This is a genomic window from Roseococcus sp. SDR (assembly GCF_019083995.1).
GTDB lineage: Bacteria > Pseudomonadota > Alphaproteobacteria > Acetobacterales > Acetobacteraceae > Roseococcus.
This window is the reverse complement of record NZ_JAHRCU010000017.1, coordinates 35,155-50,604: the sequence shown is the minus strand read 5'-3', so window position 1 is coordinate 50,604 and position 15,450 is coordinate 35,155. Positions and strand designations below refer to the sequence as shown.

Annotated in this window: 14 protein-coding genes; 4 read left to right on the top strand and 10 right to left on the bottom strand. The window is 70.7% G+C overall.

Going from position 1 to position 15,450, the window contains the following annotated elements:
• The first annotated feature begins 21 nt into the window (after positions 1-21).
• The 3 genes from KTR66_RS17995 to bcp all read left to right on the top strand — a co-directional run bounded on the left by KTR66_RS17995 (position 22) and on the right by bcp (position 1,684).
• Positions 22-468: a hypothetical protein gene (locus KTR66_RS17995; RefSeq protein ID WP_213614951.1), complete on the top strand. Its 447-nt coding sequence runs from the start codon at positions 22-24 to the stop codon at positions 466-468.
• Between the two features lie 2 nt (positions 469-470).
• Entirely contained in the window at positions 471-1,109 is a 639-nt protein-coding gene (locus KTR66_RS17990; protein WP_213614949.1) for an aspartate/glutamate racemase family protein, read from the top strand.
• A gap of 107 nt (positions 1,110-1,216) precedes the next feature.
• Positions 1,217-1,684 carry a thioredoxin-dependent thiol peroxidase gene (bcp, locus tag KTR66_RS17985; RefSeq protein ID WP_213614947.1) on the top strand — a complete coding sequence of 156 codons (468 nt, stop codon included), beginning with the start codon at positions 1,217-1,219 and terminating at the stop codon, positions 1,682-1,684.
• 416 nt (positions 1,685-2,100) lie between these two features.
• On the opposite strand, the gene KTR66_RS17980 is transcribed toward bcp, so the two are convergent.
• A complete protein-coding gene (locus KTR66_RS17980) occupies positions 2,101-5,958 on the bottom strand; it encodes a PAS-domain containing protein (RefSeq protein ID WP_213614945.1) in 3,858 nt (1,285 codons plus the stop codon).
• A gap of 167 nt (positions 5,959-6,125) precedes the next feature.
• Here KTR66_RS17980 and KTR66_RS17975 point away from each other — a divergent pair, with 167 nt between their 5' ends.
• Positions 6,126-6,779: a DUF4189 domain-containing protein gene (locus KTR66_RS17975; RefSeq protein WP_213614943.1), complete on the top strand. Its 654-nt coding sequence runs from the start codon at positions 6,126-6,128 to the stop codon at positions 6,777-6,779.
• A gap of 72 nt (positions 6,780-6,851) precedes the next feature.
• On the opposite strand, the gene KTR66_RS25320 is transcribed toward KTR66_RS17975, so the two are convergent.
• The 9 genes from KTR66_RS25320 to KTR66_RS17930 all read right to left on the bottom strand — a co-directional run bounded on the left by KTR66_RS25320 (position 6,852) and on the right by KTR66_RS17930 (position 15,416).
• Positions 6,852-9,677 carry an ATP-binding protein gene (locus KTR66_RS25320; RefSeq protein WP_213614941.1) on the bottom strand — a complete coding sequence of 942 codons (2,826 nt, stop codon included), beginning with the start codon at positions 9,675-9,677 and terminating at the stop codon, positions 6,852-6,854.
• A 217-nt stretch (positions 9,678-9,894) separates the two neighbouring features.
• Complete coding sequence (argB, locus tag KTR66_RS17965; protein ID WP_213614939.1) at positions 9,895-10,776, bottom strand: acetylglutamate kinase; 882 nt, start codon at positions 10,774-10,776, stop codon at positions 9,895-9,897.
• A gap of 52 nt (positions 10,777-10,828) precedes the next feature.
• Positions 10,829-11,476, bottom strand: a complete 648-nt coding sequence (yihA, locus tag KTR66_RS17960; RefSeq protein ID WP_371819163.1) for a ribosome biogenesis GTP-binding protein YihA/YsxC — start codon at positions 11,474-11,476, stop codon at positions 10,829-10,831.
• An 80-nt stretch (positions 11,477-11,556) separates the two neighbouring features.
• Positions 11,557-13,338 (bottom strand): membrane protein insertase YidC, encoded by a 1,782-nt coding sequence (gene yidC / locus KTR66_RS17955; protein WP_213614935.1) that lies wholly within the window; start codon positions 13,336-13,338, stop codon positions 11,557-11,559.
• Positions 13,339-13,347: 9 nt separating this feature from the next.
• A complete protein-coding gene (gene yidD, locus KTR66_RS17950; protein WP_213614933.1) occupies positions 13,348-13,605 on the bottom strand; it encodes a membrane protein insertion efficiency factor YidD in 258 nt (85 codons plus the stop codon).
• Between the two features lie 10 nt (positions 13,606-13,615).
• Positions 13,616-13,954, bottom strand: coding sequence for a ribonuclease P protein component (rnpA, locus tag KTR66_RS17945; protein WP_213614931.1), 339 nt, complete (start codon positions 13,952-13,954; stop codon positions 13,616-13,618).
• Positions 13,955-13,991: 37 nt separating this feature from the next.
• Positions 13,992-14,126, bottom strand: coding sequence for a 50S ribosomal protein L34 (rpmH, locus tag KTR66_RS17940; protein ID WP_131547129.1), 135 nt, complete (start codon positions 14,124-14,126; stop codon positions 13,992-13,994).
• Between the two features lie 203 nt (positions 14,127-14,329).
• Positions 14,330-15,148 (bottom strand): ADYC domain-containing protein, encoded by an 819-nt coding sequence (locus KTR66_RS17935; protein ID WP_213614929.1) that lies wholly within the window; start codon positions 15,146-15,148, stop codon positions 14,330-14,332.
• Positions 15,149-15,176: 28 nt separating this feature from the next.
• The gene (locus KTR66_RS17930) at positions 15,177-15,416 is read right to left on the bottom strand and encodes a hypothetical protein (protein ID WP_213614927.1); all 240 of its coding nucleotides are present in this window, start codon (positions 15,414-15,416) and stop codon (positions 15,177-15,179) included.
• Positions 15,417-15,450: the final 34 nt, after the last annotated feature.

Genomic DNA, 15,450 nt, shown 5'->3' with positions numbered 1-15,450 from the left:
GGCATTTCTCCGGGAGCCATCATGCTGCGCCGCCGTTCCTTCCTGCCGGGCCTGACCGGCCTTCTGGCCACGCCCGCCATCATCACCCCCGCGCTCGCCCAGCCGCGCCAGGGGCCGCCGCATGAATGGATGTTCGGCAGCTGGACCGGCGGCATCTTCCCGGCGGTGGACACGGAAGGCCCGGGCTGCTTCGGCAATGTCGCGCTGATCGTGATGCGGGACCTCATCATGCGCGTCTCCAGCCTGGACTACGCCTATCGCCAGCGCGCCATCGAGACGGTGGCGGTGACGCCGGACGGGCTGGAATTCCGCCTGGTTCCCGTGCCCGGCCGCCCGATGCCCGAGATCGGCTTCGGCTGCGACGGCAACCCGAACCTGCTGCGCGTCTCCCGCCGCGGGCCGGATGAGGTGCTGCTGCCGGGCTGCGTGGAATTCCCCGGCGCGCTGCGCCGCTGCAAGACGAGCTGAGCATGGCCCGCATCACCCTGATCCATGCGCTGCGGCATTCGCCGCCACCCATCGAGGCCGCCTTCGCCGCGCTCTGGCCCGGCCAGACGCTGATGAACCTGATGGATGACAGCCTCTCGGCCGATCTCGCCCGCGAAGGCAAGCTGACGCCCGGGATGACCGAGCGCTTCCGCACGCTGGGGCGCTATGCCGCGGGCACGGGCTCGGACGCCATCCTCTTCACCTGCTCGGCCTTCGGGCCCTGCATCGAGGCGGTGGCGGCGGATCATGCGTCCATGCCGGTGCTCAAGCCCAATGAGGCGATGATCGAGGAGATCCTGGCCTCGGGTGCGAAGCGCGTGGGGCTGCTCGCGACCTTCCCGGGCACGCTGACTTCCATGCCGCCGGAATTCCCGGCCGGCATCGAGGTGGTGCCCTGCCTCGCCGAGGGCGCGCTCGCCGCGCTCGATGCGGGGAATGTGGCGGAGCATGATCGGCTGGCCGTCGAGGCTTCGCGCCGCCTTGCCGATTGCGATGCCATCGCGCTTGGCCAGTTCAGCCTGGCGCATGTGGCGCCGATGGTGGAGCAGGCGACGGGCAAGCCGGTGTTTTCCACACCGGGCAGCGCGGTGCGGAAACTGCGCCGCATGCTGGGCGGCTGATTCACGTTCCTGGTGATCCCACCAAGGACGATCAGACGCGGCCGGGTGCTTGAAGCGGCGCGTCAGCGACGCATCTTCCAGGGCAGCAGCAGCAAGGGAATGATCGCATGAGCGAACTCGCCGTCGGCGCCAAGGCGCCGGCCTTCAGCATGCCGGCCTCGGGCGGGCGGACCGTCAGTTCCAAGGATCTGAAGGGCAAGCCCTATCTGCTCTATTTCTACCCGAAGGCGGATACGCCCGGCTGCACCAAGCAGGCCTGCGGCATCCAGGAGGCGCTGCCGCAACTGGGCAAGATCGGGCTCGAGGTGATCGGCATCAGCCCCGACGCCATGCCGCCCATCGAGAAATTCGCGGCGAAGTACAGCCTGACCTTCCCGCTCGCCAGCGACGCCGACCAGAAGGTGGCGACGGCCTATGGCACCTGGGTCGAGAAGAGCATGTACGGCAAGAAGTACATGGGGATGGAGCGCACGAGCTTCCTCGTCGGCGCCGACGGCAAGATCAAGGCGATCTGGCGCAAGGTGAAGCCCGAGGCGCATGCCGCGCAGGTGATGGAAGCCGCGGCGGCGCTCTGAGCCGGAGCCCGCCCGGGGCGCTCAGCCTTCACCGGCGTTCAGCCCGCACGCGCCAGCCCCGTGCCGAGAGGATGGTTCACCGCGTCGGTGAACGCACCAAAGGCGATCAGACTCCAGAGCAGATCCCGATCAGATGGCGTCATCTGATCGGGTGAAGATGCTGGCGAATACAGATGCCTGGAGCCTTTGCAGCGAGCCGAGGTGAACGGAAAAGGCTCTAGCCCGGCTGCTGAAAAAGGCCAAAAGACGAAAGGGCTCCGCCCTCTCGTACTCTCCCGCCAAGAAACTCAGTTTCTTGGATCTTCAATTGTTAAATTAAATCAAATACTTATCGGAGATGCAAGAAGCTGAGGTTCTTGCCGGGGTGTCCGAGGGGCTGGCCCCTCGGTCCCACCGCGGAGTTTTTCAGCAGCCTGCTAGGTGGCGTCGAGCAGCGGGCGCGCCACCTCCAGCGTCTCGCCCAGCAGGCGCTCCAGTGTCGCGGCGGCGGCGCGGGCCGTCTCCTCCTCCCCGGCCTTCACCGCGCTTTCCACCGCCTGGGCCTGCTCGGCCAAGAGGCGGGCGCCCACCATGCGGGCGGCACCCTTCAGGCGATGCGCCGCCTGGCCAAGTGCGGCCGTCTCCGCGCCCTGCATCGCCGAGATGTCGTGGCGCGCCTGCTCGGCGAAGCTCTCCAGGATGCTGGAAAGCCGCGCGCGATCCTGGCCGAAGAGGCCGCGCAGCGCCTCGGGGTCAAACAGCGCGCCGCCCTGCGCGGCGCCTTCGGTCGTCAGCGCCGGCACGAAGCGCGAGAGCGCGCGGGAGAGGCCATCGAGGTGCAGCGGCTTGGCCAGGAAGCCGTCCATGCCAGCCGCGTAGCAGCGCTCCGCCTCGCCCTTCAGCGCATTGGCGGTGACGGCGATGAGCGTGGTGCGCGAGAGCCCCGCGCGCTGCTCCTCGGCGCGGATGGCGCGCGCCAGCTCGAAGCCGTCCATCACCGGCATGTGGATGTCGAGCAGCACGATGGATTGCCGCTCCTCCCGCCAGCGGGCCAGGGCATCCGCGCCGTCCACCGCCGTCTGCGCGGTGAGGCCGAGCAGCTCAAGCTGGCGCAGCATCACCTCGCGGTTGACCGGGTGGTCATCCACCACCAGCACGCCGCCCGCGCCCCCGGGCGTGGGGGCGGGCGCGGGGGCCGCGCTGCGGGCAATGGCGCTCAGCACCTCGGGCGCGGCCGCGATGCCGAGAAGCAGCGTGACCGTAAAGCGGCTGCCGCGACCGGGCTGGCTCTCGGCACGCACCTCGCCGCCCATGAGCTCGGCCAGGCGGCGGACGATGGAGAGGCCGAGGCCCGTGCCGCCGAAGCGCCGCGTGGTGGAGCTGTCGGCCTGGGTGAAGGGCTGGAAGAGGCGCGCGAGCGTCGGCTCGTCCATGCCGAGGCCGCTATCCTCCACGATCAGCGTCAGCAGGGCACCCTTGGCCTGCGCCTCCGCCTGGGCCGAGATGCGCACGAAGCCGCGCTCGGTGAATTTCAGCGCATTGCCGACCAGGTTGAAGAGGATCTGCCGCACGCGCGTCGGGTCCCCCTCGAGCCAGTCCGGTCCCGGGCCCTGGGCATCGGCGAAGAGGGCGAGGCCACGGCGCTTCGCTTCGGGGGTCAGCGTCTCGATCGTGCCTTCCACCATGGCGCGCAGGCTGAAGGGCATGCTCTCCACATCGAGCCGCCCGGCCTCGATCTTCGAGAAGTCCAGCACGTCGTCGATGATGCGCAGCAGGGAATGGGCACTCTCGCGCATCACGGTGACGCTGCGCGCCTGCTCGGGCTTCAGCTCGGAGCGGCCGAGCACTTCGAGCATGCCGAGCACGCCGTTCATCGGCGTGCGGATCTCGTGGCTCATGGCGGCGAGGAAGCTGGACTTGGCGAGTGCTGCCGCCTCCGCCGCCTCCTTCGCCGCGATCGCCGCCTGTTCGCTGGCCTTGAGCGCCGTCACGTCGCGGCCTTGCGCGATGATGCGGCCCTTGCCGATCGGGCTGTAGCTGAATTCGAGCCAGCGATCGCCCGGCGCGGGGCGGGTGAAGCGCACGGGCTTGCCGGCGAGGACGGCGTTCACGCGGCCATCCACCCAATGCTCCTCCGGCTGGTCGAAGCCGAAATCGCCGCGGCGGTACATGTAGCGCATGGATTCGCGCAGCGAGCCGCCCTCATCCACCAGCTCGGCCGGGATATCGAGCAGGTTCCGCCCGCGCCCGTTCGACATGATGACGCGCGAGGTGGAATCGAGCAGGACGACCATGGCGTCCATGGAGTTCAGCACCTCGGCCAGCAGGGCGCGCTGCTCCTCCACCTCCGCCTCGCCGCGCTTCAGCGGTGTCACGTCGCGCGCCTGCATGAGCGTGCGCCCGCCGGAGAGCGGCGTGTACTGGAACTCCACCCAGCGCCCATCGGTGGAGGGGCGGGTGTAGCGCTGGCCGGCGGGGTCGGTGATGAAGGCGAGGCGCTCGGTGATGCGCGCCTCCTCGTCGAGATCCGTGCCGTATTCGCCGCGGCGATGGAGGTGGCGCAGCACCTCGCGCATGCTGCCGCCAGGGGCCAGCAGCTCTGGCCGTTCCGGCAGGAAGTCCGAGCCGCGCGCATTGCTCGCGAGGATGGACTGGTCCGGCCCCAGCAGGACCACCGCCTCATCCAGGCCGTTCAGGATCTCGAGCAGGAGATGCCGCTCGGCCTCCACCTGCTCCTCCTGCTGCTTCAGCAGGGTCACGTCGCGGTAGAAGGCGAGCAGCCCGCCATCGGGCAGCGGCTGCATGCGGATGTCGAGCCAGTAGCCATTGGCCGTCTTGCGGACATAGCGCCGGCCGCCGGGGTCGAGCAGGCCGCTGATGCGGCCTTCGATGGCCTCGGCCAGCGCCTCCTCCGTCTCGGGCACCGGGCCGAAATCGCCGCGCAGGGTCTGGAAGCGCGTCACCTCGCGCAGGCTGGTGCCCACGCCGTAATGCGCGGGCAGGTCGAAGAAGCGCTTGATCGGCTCGCTGACCAGGGTCCAGCGGAGCTCGTCGTCGAAGAGCATGACGCCGTCGCGCATGTTGTCCATGACGCGGCGCAGCTTCTGCTGCTCCGATTCGAGGGCGAGCTGCACCTTCTTGAGCCCGGTGACGTCGCGCACATTGATGAGCAGCGAGAGGTCTGGCCGCGTGTCCATCGTGACTTCGACCCAGCGGCCATTTGGCAGCACGCGCACCACCTGGCGGCGGCCGGGCTTGGAGACGACGTGGCGGATGCGGCCGACGAACTGCTCCTCCGTCTCCTCGAAGCCGTGGTCGCCGCGGCGATGGACGGCGCGCAGCAGCCCCTCATGCGTGGCACCGCGCGCGAAGAGCTCGGGCGGCAGGTCGTAGAGGTCATCCACGTTGCGCGAGGTCTCGAGCAGCACGCCCTTCGCATCGAAGAGCAGGATGGCGTCCTCGGTGCTCTCCAGCAGCAGCGTGGCGCGGCGGCGTTCCTCCTCGCGCTCGGCGCGCTCGGCCTCCAGCGCGGCCAGGGCGTTGCGCAGCTCGGTCACGTCACGCACCAGGATCAGGAGGTCGCCATTGGGCAGCGGGCGGAAATTGTATTCGGCCCAGCGGCCGTCGGGCATGCGGCTCGGCAGGGTGAAGCGGCCGGCGGCGAGGATCATGGCGCGGCGCTGGGCCACGAACTCGTCCTCGCTCTGCTCGAAGCCGTAATCGCCCCGCCGGTGCATGAAGCGCAGGATGTCCTGGTGGGTATGGCCGGGCTTCACCAGTTCGTCCGGCAGGCCCAGCAGGTCGCCGCGGCCGGTGGAGTTGTCGAGGATGGTGCCATCGGCGTCCATCAGCACGACGGCATCGGTCACGTTCTCCAGCAGATAGGCGCTGCGCAGCAGCTCATGCGCCGACTCCTCGTCGGCCCTGATCTGCGCGAGCCGGGCGAGGCGCCCGCCGCCCGGCAGCGCCTGGACGGTGAGGTGCATCGCGCGACCATCGGCGCGGGCCCAGCGGGCGGTGCCGCCCGCCGGTGCCTGGAAGGGCGCCAGCAGGTGCGGCAGCGCCAGGGGCATGGCGAAGAGGCCGGCCGCCAGCAGCCCCTCCAGCCAATCGGCCAGTGACGCGCCCGGGGCGGCGGGTGGGGCACGCAGCAGGCTCGCGAAGCCGGGCGCGAGGCGGCGGATTCGGCCCTCTCCGTCCAGGTCGAGGAAGGCGGCGTCGGGCAGGGCGAAGAGGGCGTCGAGCAGCGCCACATCATGGTCGGGCGCGCCCATGGGGAAGGCGTCATCGGGCATGGGGCGGTTATGTCATGCTTCCGTCGCGGCTTCTGTCGCGTCTGTCGCGCGGCGGCTCCGTCCCGCGCGACAGATGCGACGAAGCGGGGCGCTGCGCGCGATCCTGCCGCGACAGAGGGCCGTCAGATTGGGGGCATCGAAACGCACCGCTTCCCGGAGACCACCCCATGCGCCGCCTGATCCTCACCGCCCTCCTCTCCCTGGCCACGCTGGGCCCCGCCGCCGCCGCGCCGGGTGCCGCGAGCCGCGCCCAGCCGGACCGGATGAGCCGCATGCAGGCCGATCTCTCCGCCGCGTGCCGGGCTGATTGCCTGCAGCAGGCGGCGCGGCCGGGCGCGCATCCCTCCGCCGCCCAGGCCTGCCATGTGCGCTGCGGCGCGGGCCAGGCCTATTCGCAGCAGCAGCAGCGCAACCCGGCGCCGGCCGCGGGCCTGCTCGTGGTGCATCAGGTGGCGCCGGCGACCCATGGCGTGATCTTCGCGGCGCGCAGCCCCTCGGCCGCCTTCGGCCTGGTGGTGGGCGAGCGCGACCGGCTGGCCGCCTTCCGCAATGCCGAGGCGCGCTGCACCCAGGCGGGCCCGGGTTGCCGCATCGTCGCCGAGTTCACCACCTCCTGCGGCGCGGTGGCCCAGGCGGTGCGCCGGCATCGTTCGGCCTTCCTGATGACCTCCGACGCCTCGACCTTCGAGGTGCTCTCGGCCCATGCCGGCACCGGCGAGACGCGCGAAGCGGCGGAGCGGGACGCGCTGGCCGAGTGCCGGTCGCGCGATGGGCACGCCACCTGCCGCATCGCCGCGGTCCAGTGCCGCAGCCAGGGGTGAGCTGCCGCTCTTCGGTGGGTTTCGATGGGGCGGCCGCGAGGCCGCCCTTTTTCGTGTGTCGCGCGCTTCGCGTCAGGCGGCGGCGGTGGCTTCGGGGAAGCTGAAGCGCAGCTCATCGAGCAGGGCGCGGGCCAGCTTCAGCGCCGCCGGGTCCTCCTCGCGCAGGGCCTGGAGCACGCGGCGCGTGCGCGTCACCTGCTGCGGCGCGCCGAGATGGCCGATGGTGCCGGCCAGCGCATGCACGATGGGAATGGCGGCCGTTCCTTCGCGCAGCGCGATGTCGAGCTGGGTCAGGCGGAGGTTGAGCTCGGCCAGGAGCATGGGCCGCAGCGCCTCCACCGGCGCGGCCGCCGGCTCCGACGTGGTGGGGAGGGCGGTGGCGGCGGAGAGCGCCTTGAGCAGCAGGTTGCGATCCACCGGCTTGATGACGTGGCTGTCCATCCCGGCCGCCCGCGTCTCGGCGATGTCCTCGGGGAAGGCGCTGGCGGTGACGGCGATGATGGGCATGCGGCCGATGGTGCCCGGCAGGGCGCGCAGGCGCCGCGTCGTCTCCTTGCCGTCCATGCCCGGCATCATCACGTCCATCAGCACGACGTCGAAAGGCCGTCCCTCGCGGGCTGCGACCTCCACCGCCTCCAGCGCCGCGCGGCCCTCCGTCACGGTCTCGAGGTCGATCTCGCTCTGCGCCAGCAGGGCGCGCAGCACCGAGAGATTGGAGGGCGCGTCGTCCACCGCCAGCACGCGCAGGCGGCGAGGTGGCGCGGGGTCTGCCGCGGCCTCGGGGGCGGGGGCGGGCTGCAGCGGCAGCTCGATCCGGAAGCGGGCGCCGGGGCCGGGCTCCGCATCGGCGCAAGTGATCCGCCCGCCCATCAGCGCCGTCAGCCGCGCGGTGATGGACAGGCCGAGGCCCGTGCCCTCGGGGAGGCTGGAGGCGAGGCGGGTGAAGTCGCGGAACAGACGCCCCCGCTCCGCCTCCGGCACGCCGGCGCCCTGATCCGAGACATCGAAGACGAGGGTGTCGAGCGGGCGCCCGGGCTCTGCGCGGGCGGCGAGCCGCACTTCGCTGCCTTCCGGCGTGAACTTCACGGCGTTGGAGAGCAGGTTCAGCACCATCTGCCTGAGGCGCGTCGCGTCCACGCGCATATGGGAGGGCAGGCTGTCCGAGGTGAAGCGCAGCGCCACGTCCTTCGCCTCGGCGAGCGGGCGCACCATGGCGACGGCGTCGAGGAAGATCTCCTGCGTGGCCGCGACCTCGGGGTGGAGGGTGAGGCTCTGCGCCTCCATCGCCGCCAGGTCCAGCACCTCATTGGCGAGTGCCAGCAGGTGACGCGCCGTCGCACCCACCAGGCCCGCCTGGTGGCGGTTGGTGGCCGAGAGGCCGGCCTGGCGCTGCAGCGCGTCGGCGAGGCGCAGCAGGCTCGCCAACGGCGTGCGCAGCTCATGGCTGACATGGGCGAGCAGGGCGGATTTGGCGGTCGTCGCCTGGTCGGCAGCGTCGCGCGCGGCGGCCAGCGCGCCCATCGCCTGCTTCAGCTCGGTGATCTCGGTGACGACGACGACGAGCCCGCCATCGGACATGCGGCGGGGCGCGATGCGCAGCCAGCGGCCGTCCCGCAATTCCCGCTCGGGCTGGCCCGCCGCGGTGCGGTGGCGGGTCAGGAGTTCCTCCACCATCGCCTCGGGCGAACGGCCATGGGGTGCCAGCAGGTCCTCCTTCACCCAGGCGCGCGCCAGCTCGATGAAGGGCAGGCCCGGCTCCAGCATCTGCGCCACCGGCCCATGGATGTCCCGGTAGCGGGAGTTGCAGACCACCAGCCGGTCCTCGGCATCCCAGAGCACGAAGCCGTCCGGCAGGCTGTCGATCGCCGCGCGCAGCCTGGAATCGGCCATCTCGCGCTCACGCGTGGCGCGCTGGCTGTTCCAGCTGGCGAAGAAGAGGGCGGCCGCCAGCGCGACGACGAGCAGGGCGGCGATGCCCGAGCCCACCAGGATGCTGAGCCGCAGCCGGGGCCAGCCGGCCAGCGCCGCAGCCTCGGGCAGGCTGACCACGGCGTAGAGGCCGGGCAACATGACGGGCCGCGCCGCGGCGAAGACGTCGCCCTGGCCCTGCCGGGACTCGCGGCGGCTCACCCGGCCGTCGCGCTGCTCGGTCTCCGGCGCGCGGAGCACCTGGCCGACCAGGAAGGTCTGGCCGGGGCCGGCCGCCAGCACCAGCCCCTCCCGGTTCTCGAGGCGCACGCGCATCTCGGGCGGGTTGACCATGGGGGCGAGGACGCCGCTGACCATGGCGTTCGGGATTTCGGCCACGGCCAGGATCGGCCGCCCCTCGGCATCCTGGCCGACGCGGCGGAGCAGCAGCAGCATGGAGAGGCCGGTCTCCATGTTGCGCAGAGGGCCGTGCAGCACGGCCGGGCCGCTCGAGGTCGCCGCATCCAGCACGCCCCGCGGCAGCGGCAGGGACTGGCCGATCCGCGCGGCGATGGCCGAGGCCCAGACCTCGCCCCGCGCATCGGTCAGCATCAGGTTGCGATGGGTGTAGCTGTGGGCGGCAAGCTGCTCGAGTGCCAGGCTCGCGCGCTGGGGGTCGTCGGGCGAGATGAAGCCGTGCTCCAGCCATTCGGCGAGGCCCGAGACCTGGCCGTCCACCTGGAGGAAATGACGGTCCAGCACGGATTGCGCGACGGCGACGGCGCGCGAGATGGCCGCCTCGGCGCCTGAGACGGCCAGCGCCTCTCCGCGCGAGAGATTGCGCGCCGTGCTGATGGCGAGCGACATGAGGATGATGAAGCTGGCGGCGAGGATGAGCGCCGGCACGGCGCGCGCGGGAACGACCCACCAACGGCGGACCTGCGCTGCCGCGCGCCCTTCGCCTGAGCTGTCCTCGCGCCCGATTGCCACGCGCTGCCTTTTCCCGTGCGGGGCATGGCCGGAACCGGCCATGCTACCTATGCGGGAATTGCTTAACACAACACCGCGCATGTTGCAGCCCCTCGCGCGGAGGCGCGGAGGCGCGGAGGCGCGGGGGGGGGGGCGGTGGCTCCCCCGGGGGCACGGGGGCGGCGGCGCGGCGTTGCCGGGAACCCGGGCGCGGATGCCGACCGGGCCGTGCCGGCCGTCAGGGCTTGATCAGCGTGCCCGCACCACCATCGGTGAAGAGTTCGCGCAGGACGGCATGCGGAACACGGCCATCCAGGATGACCGCGCCTTTCACGCCGCGTTCCACCGCATAGATGCAGGTCTCGACCTTGGGGATCATGCCGCCCGCGATCCAGCCCGCGGCGATGCCGGCGCGTGCCTCGGCCACTGTCATCTCGGGGATGAACGTCTTGTTCGCGTCCATCACGCCGGCGACGTCCGTCAGCATCAGCATGCGCTCCGCCTTCAGCGCACCGGCGATCGCGCCGGAGACGGTGTCGGCATTTATATTATAAGTCTGGCCGTCCCGGCCCACGCCGAGGGGGGCGATGACGGGGACGATGTCGGCGCCCATCAGGAGTTCGAGCACGCGGGTGTCCACGCTCTCGGGCTCGCCCACCAGGCCGAGGTCGAGCACCTCCTCCTGGTTCGTCTCCGGGTTCTTCACGACGCGCGTCGCGCGCCGCGCGGTGACGAGGCCGCCATCCTTGCCCGAGATGCCGACGGCGAGCGCACCGGCGCGGGTGATGCTCTCCGCCACCTGCTTGTTGACGGTGCCGCAGAGGACCATTTCGACCACCTCGACCATCTGCTGGTCGGTCACGCGCAGGCCCTGCACGAAGGTGGATTTCACGCCGAGGCGGGCCAGCATGGCGTTGATCTGCGGCCCGCCGCCATGGACGACGACGGGGTTCACGCCGACCTGTTCCAGCAGCGCGATGTCGCGGCCGAAGCGCAGCGCGGTCTCCTCCTCGCCCATCGCATGGCCGCCGTATTTCACGACGACGATCTGGTCATCATAGCGCTTCAGATAGGGCAGGGCGCCGATCATCGTCTGCATCTGAGCGATGGCGTCATCCATGGGGCTGGTCCTCGATTTCTTGCCTCGGCTATCGGCCGCGTGCCGCGATGCGTCAAGCCGCGAGCGCGGCCAGTTCGGCGCGGAGATCCTCCATGCCGAAGCCGGTCTCGCTGCTCGTGGTGAGGATCAGCGGGTGCCCGGCCGGATGCTTGCGGGCGAGTGCCTGGATCTCGGCCTGGCGGGTCTTGAGCTGCGCGGGCTTCACGCCATCCGCCTTGGTGAGCACGAGCTGGAAGGGCACGGCGGCGCGATCCAGCAAGTCCATCACGGCGGTGTCGGAGGATTTGGTCTCGATGCGGCTGTCCATCAGGAGCAGCACGCGGCGGAGGTTGGGGCGGCCGCGCAGGTAGTCGAACATCAGCCCCTGCCAATCCTCCTTCACGGATTTGGAGGCCTTGGCGTAGCCATAGCCCGGCATGTCCACGAGGGTCAGACGGCCGTCATCCAGATGGAAGAAGTTGAGCTGCTTGGTGCGGCCAGGCGTGACCGAGACGCGGGCCAGCGCCTTCTGCCCCGTCAGCGCGTTCATCAGCGAGGATTTGCCGACATTGGAACGGCCGGCGAGCGCGACTTCGATCCCTTCCGGGGGCGGGAGGTGGTCGAGGCCCTGGGCGGCGGTGAAGAAGGTGCAGGGGCGGGCGAAGAGCAGACGCCCGGCCTCGATCAGGGCCGCGCGCTGCTCCTCGTCCTGCGCTTCGATGAGACCGCCCGCGGGGAGCTCATGGCCCCCCGGCCGATTCACGGCGCCGGGGCCTTCGCCCCTCTGCCGATCGGACGGGCTCATTTCTTCGCGGCCACGGCGCCGCCGGTGCCACCCTGGCTCGGCGGCTTGGCCGCCTGGGCCTTGGCGTCGAGGCGCATGATGTACCACTGCTGGCCGATGGAGAGCAGGTTGTTCCAGGTCCAGTAGATGACCAGGCCCGCCGGGAAGCTCGCCAGCATGAAGGTGAAGATCACCGGCATCCACTGGAAGATCTTCTGCTGGATCGGATCGGGCGGCTGCGGGTTCAGCTTCTGCTGGAAGTACATGGTCAGGCCCATGGCGATGGCCCAGGCCGGCAGGTGCAGGAAGGTCGGCGGATCGAAGGGGATCAGGCCGAAGAGGTTGAAGAAATTGGTCGGATCGGGCGCCGAGAGATCCCGGATCCAGCCGAAGAAGGGCGCATGGCGCATCTCGATGGTGACGAAGAGCACCTTGTAGAGCGCGAAGAAGACCGGGATCTGGATCAGGATGGGCAGGCAGCCCGAGGCCGGGTTGATCTTCTCGGTCTTGTAGAGCGCCATCATCTCCGCCTGCATCTTCTGCGGATCTTCTTTGTAGCGCTCACGGATCTCGGTCATCTTGGGCGCGAGCAGGCGCATCCGGCTCATGCTCTTGTAGGCCTTGTTGGCCAGCGGGAAGAAGGCGATCTTCAGCACCAGGGTGAAGATGATGATCGCCACACCCATGTTGCCGGTCAGCAGGAAGAGCCAGTCCAGCCCGTAGAAGAAGGGCTTGGTGATGAAGTAGAACCAGCCGAAATCGATCGCCTTGTCGAAGTCCTGGATGCGCAGGCGCGTCGCGTAGTCGTCGAGCAGGCGGACTTCCTTGGCGCCGGCGAAGAGGCGGGTGGCCAGCACATCGGTGGCATTGGGCGCGATGGTGACGGGGGCGGGCGGCGCGACATCCACCTGCCAGCGATCCACCGGGCCATCCTGGATGTGGCGGAAGGCGGAGCGCAGGCGCGTGCCGTCATCGGCGCGGGTCAGCGCCGTCAGCCAGTATTTGTCGGAGAGGCCGGCCCAGCCCTCGGCGGCCTCATTGTCCCAGGCGGAGCCCTGGGCGCGGCGAGGGCCGGTCTGTTCCTTCTTGCCGTCGCTGTAGGTGATCTCGGTCAGGCGGCCATCCTGCACGGCGATGAAGCCCTCATGCAGGATGAAGAAGCCGGCGACCTGCGGCGTGCGCTCGCGGCGGATGCGGGCCCAGGGGAGGAGTTGCACGGGTTCCGCCGCGTTGTTCACCACGCGCTGCTGCATGTGGAACATGTAGTTGGCGTCGAGGCTCAGCAGCGCCTGGAAGACCTGGCCCTGGCCATTGTCCCAGGTGAAGGTGACGGGGTTGGTGGCCGTGAGCGGCCCGCCGGTGACGGTCCAGTCGGTGTCGTTGTCGGGCACGCGGGTGCGGCCATCGGCGGCGGTCCAGCCCCATTGCGCGAAATAGCCCTCGGGCGTGTTGCGCGGGGCGAGCAGGGTGACGAGGGGCGAGTTGCGCTCGATCGTCTCGCGGTAATCCTTGAGGATCAGGGATTCGAGCATCAGGCCGCGGGCGGAGATGCGGCCCTGCACGCGCGGATTCTCGACGGCGACCATCTGGGCGGGGGCTGCCGCGGGTGCGGCGGTGACGGCGGCCGGTGCCGCCGCGCCGCCCGGCGTGGCGGGCGTGCTGGGCAGCGGCACGGCGGCCGTGCTGGCGGCCGGCGGCGGCGTGACCGGGGCCGGGTTCTGCGAGCGGTTATAGACCTCGAAGGTCAGCAGGATGCCGATCGAAAGGGCGATCGCGGCGAGGAGGCGCTTCTGGTCCATGGGTCTCGATCAGGTTTCGGGGCCGCGCGCGGCCAGCCGATTCAGGGAGGGCGGGACCGGGTCGTAGCCGCCCGGATGCCAGGGGTTGCAGCGCAGGACGCGCCGGGCGGAGAGCCAGGAGCCGCGGATCGCCCCGTGCTCGGTCAGCGCCTCGACGGCGAAGGAGGAGCAGGAGGGGTAGAAGCGGCAATTGCAGCCCAGGATGGGCCGCAGGGTCCATTGATAGGCGATGACGGCGCCCTTGAGCACGGCGGTTCCCGGATTCATGGGAGGGCGCTCATCGCTGGGGGGGCACGCCGGCCTTGCGGAGCGCGGATTGGAGATCGGCCATCAGCGCCGGGAAGGGGCAGGAGCCGGTGCTGTCGCGGGCGATCAATACCAGATCGTGCCCGGGTGCCGGGTGGGCCGTGAGATGCAGCCGGGCGGCGGCGCGCAGGCGGCGCTTCGCCCGGTTGCGGGCCACCGCATTGCCGATCTTCTTGGTGGCGGTAAAACCCAGCCGGGTCTCGTCATCCGTGCGGGGCAGGGCCTGGAGGACCAGGGTATCCCTTGCCGCCTTGCGCCCGGCCTTGGCGGCCCGAACGAATTCCGCGCGGCGCTTGAGGCGACCGAGCATGGCTGGCCCTCCCTCTCGCGCCGCGGGGGTCAATGGATCAGGCGGAGAGCTTGGCGCGGCCCTTGGAGCGGCGGTTGGCCAGCACCTTGCGGCCACCCACGGTGGCGGTGCGGGCGCGGAAACCGTGCCGGCGCTTCCGGACGAGCTTGGAGGGCTGATAGGTGCGCTTCACGGCAGGCTCCTGAGAATCTCAACGAAAGACAAGCTTGGGGTCAAAAAGGCATGGCCGGCGAAGGAAGCTCCAACCCGGGCGTGCGGCTGTATAGGGAGGGTGGGGCGCTGGCGTCAACCTCGCGTCGGGCTGGGCGGTCGCTGCGTTGACACGCGCTCACTCCGCTTGCCGAGCATCTGATTCAGCGCCTCGGCGATTCCGCCTCAACGCGTCATGCCCTGACGCGGCGCGTCGGAGCGGTTGAAGACCAGGGCGCCAAGCGCCGCGGCGCGCGCCTCGGTGCAGAACTCCGGCCCGGTCCGGCCGATGAGGCGCGGAATGGCGGCGGCGATCTCCTCGAGCGAGCCGTTCTCCGGCACGCGGGGGTGCGCCAGGCAGACCGCGCCCTCGGGCGTCCAGCCGGCCTCGAAGCTCTGGCCCTCCATGCGGTCCGGTTGCTGGATGCCGATGCGGTCATAGAGGTCGATGCGCATGCCGTCGCGGGTCCAGGGCTGGTCCGGGCCGCCATAGGCGGCGCGAAACAGGTTCACGCAGGCCGCGTGATAGGGCGCGAGGGGGGTGATGCCGTCGGCGGCGAGGGCCCAGGGGCGATACCCCGCGCGCATGCACTTGCCGACGGCGCCGGATGTGCAGGTGAGGGTGAAGCCGAGAGGCTGATCGGGCGCCGGGTAGGGAATGGCGAGCGAACGGCCCTCGGGGTCGGGCTCGCAATGGTCGCGGGCGGTGCCGTCGGGGGCGATGAGGATGAGGTGAAAGAGCCAGAGATCGGGGGCGAAGCCGCCCGCCTCGGGCTCGGCCGTGGCGATCCGGAGGCGGTAGGGGGTGCCGGCCTCGGTCATGTTCAGCTCGGCGCCGATGAGATCCGCGCCGCGCAGGATGCGGCCATCGGAGAGCTCGGCGCGGAAATCGCCGCCCTCGGCGCCGAAGCGCGTGAGCGTGAGGGGCGCGCCGCCCCCCTGGGCCAAAGCGGGGGCGACCAGGAGGGCGAGCAGGGCCCAGAAGATCAGGATCACGCGGATCATTGGGGGGCCTCCTGGCCGGCCGGGGCGCTCAGCGCGCGATGGTCACGCCGTTGGGCAGGGTGAGGCCCTGGAGCAGCGCGCCGGTCGCGGCGGCGGCGCCATGCTGCTGGACGCCGTTGTTCTTGGTGCCGTTCTCCTTCACGCCGTTCGATTTGACGCCGTTGATGCTGACGCCGTTCAGGTTCACGCCATTGCTCCACCCCGCCTGCGCGGGCATGGCGAGGCTGGCGCTGACGAGGGCGGCGGCGAGGGCGGTGAGGCGGATCATGGCGGTTCTCCTGGATCTCGGGGCGGGCCGGGAT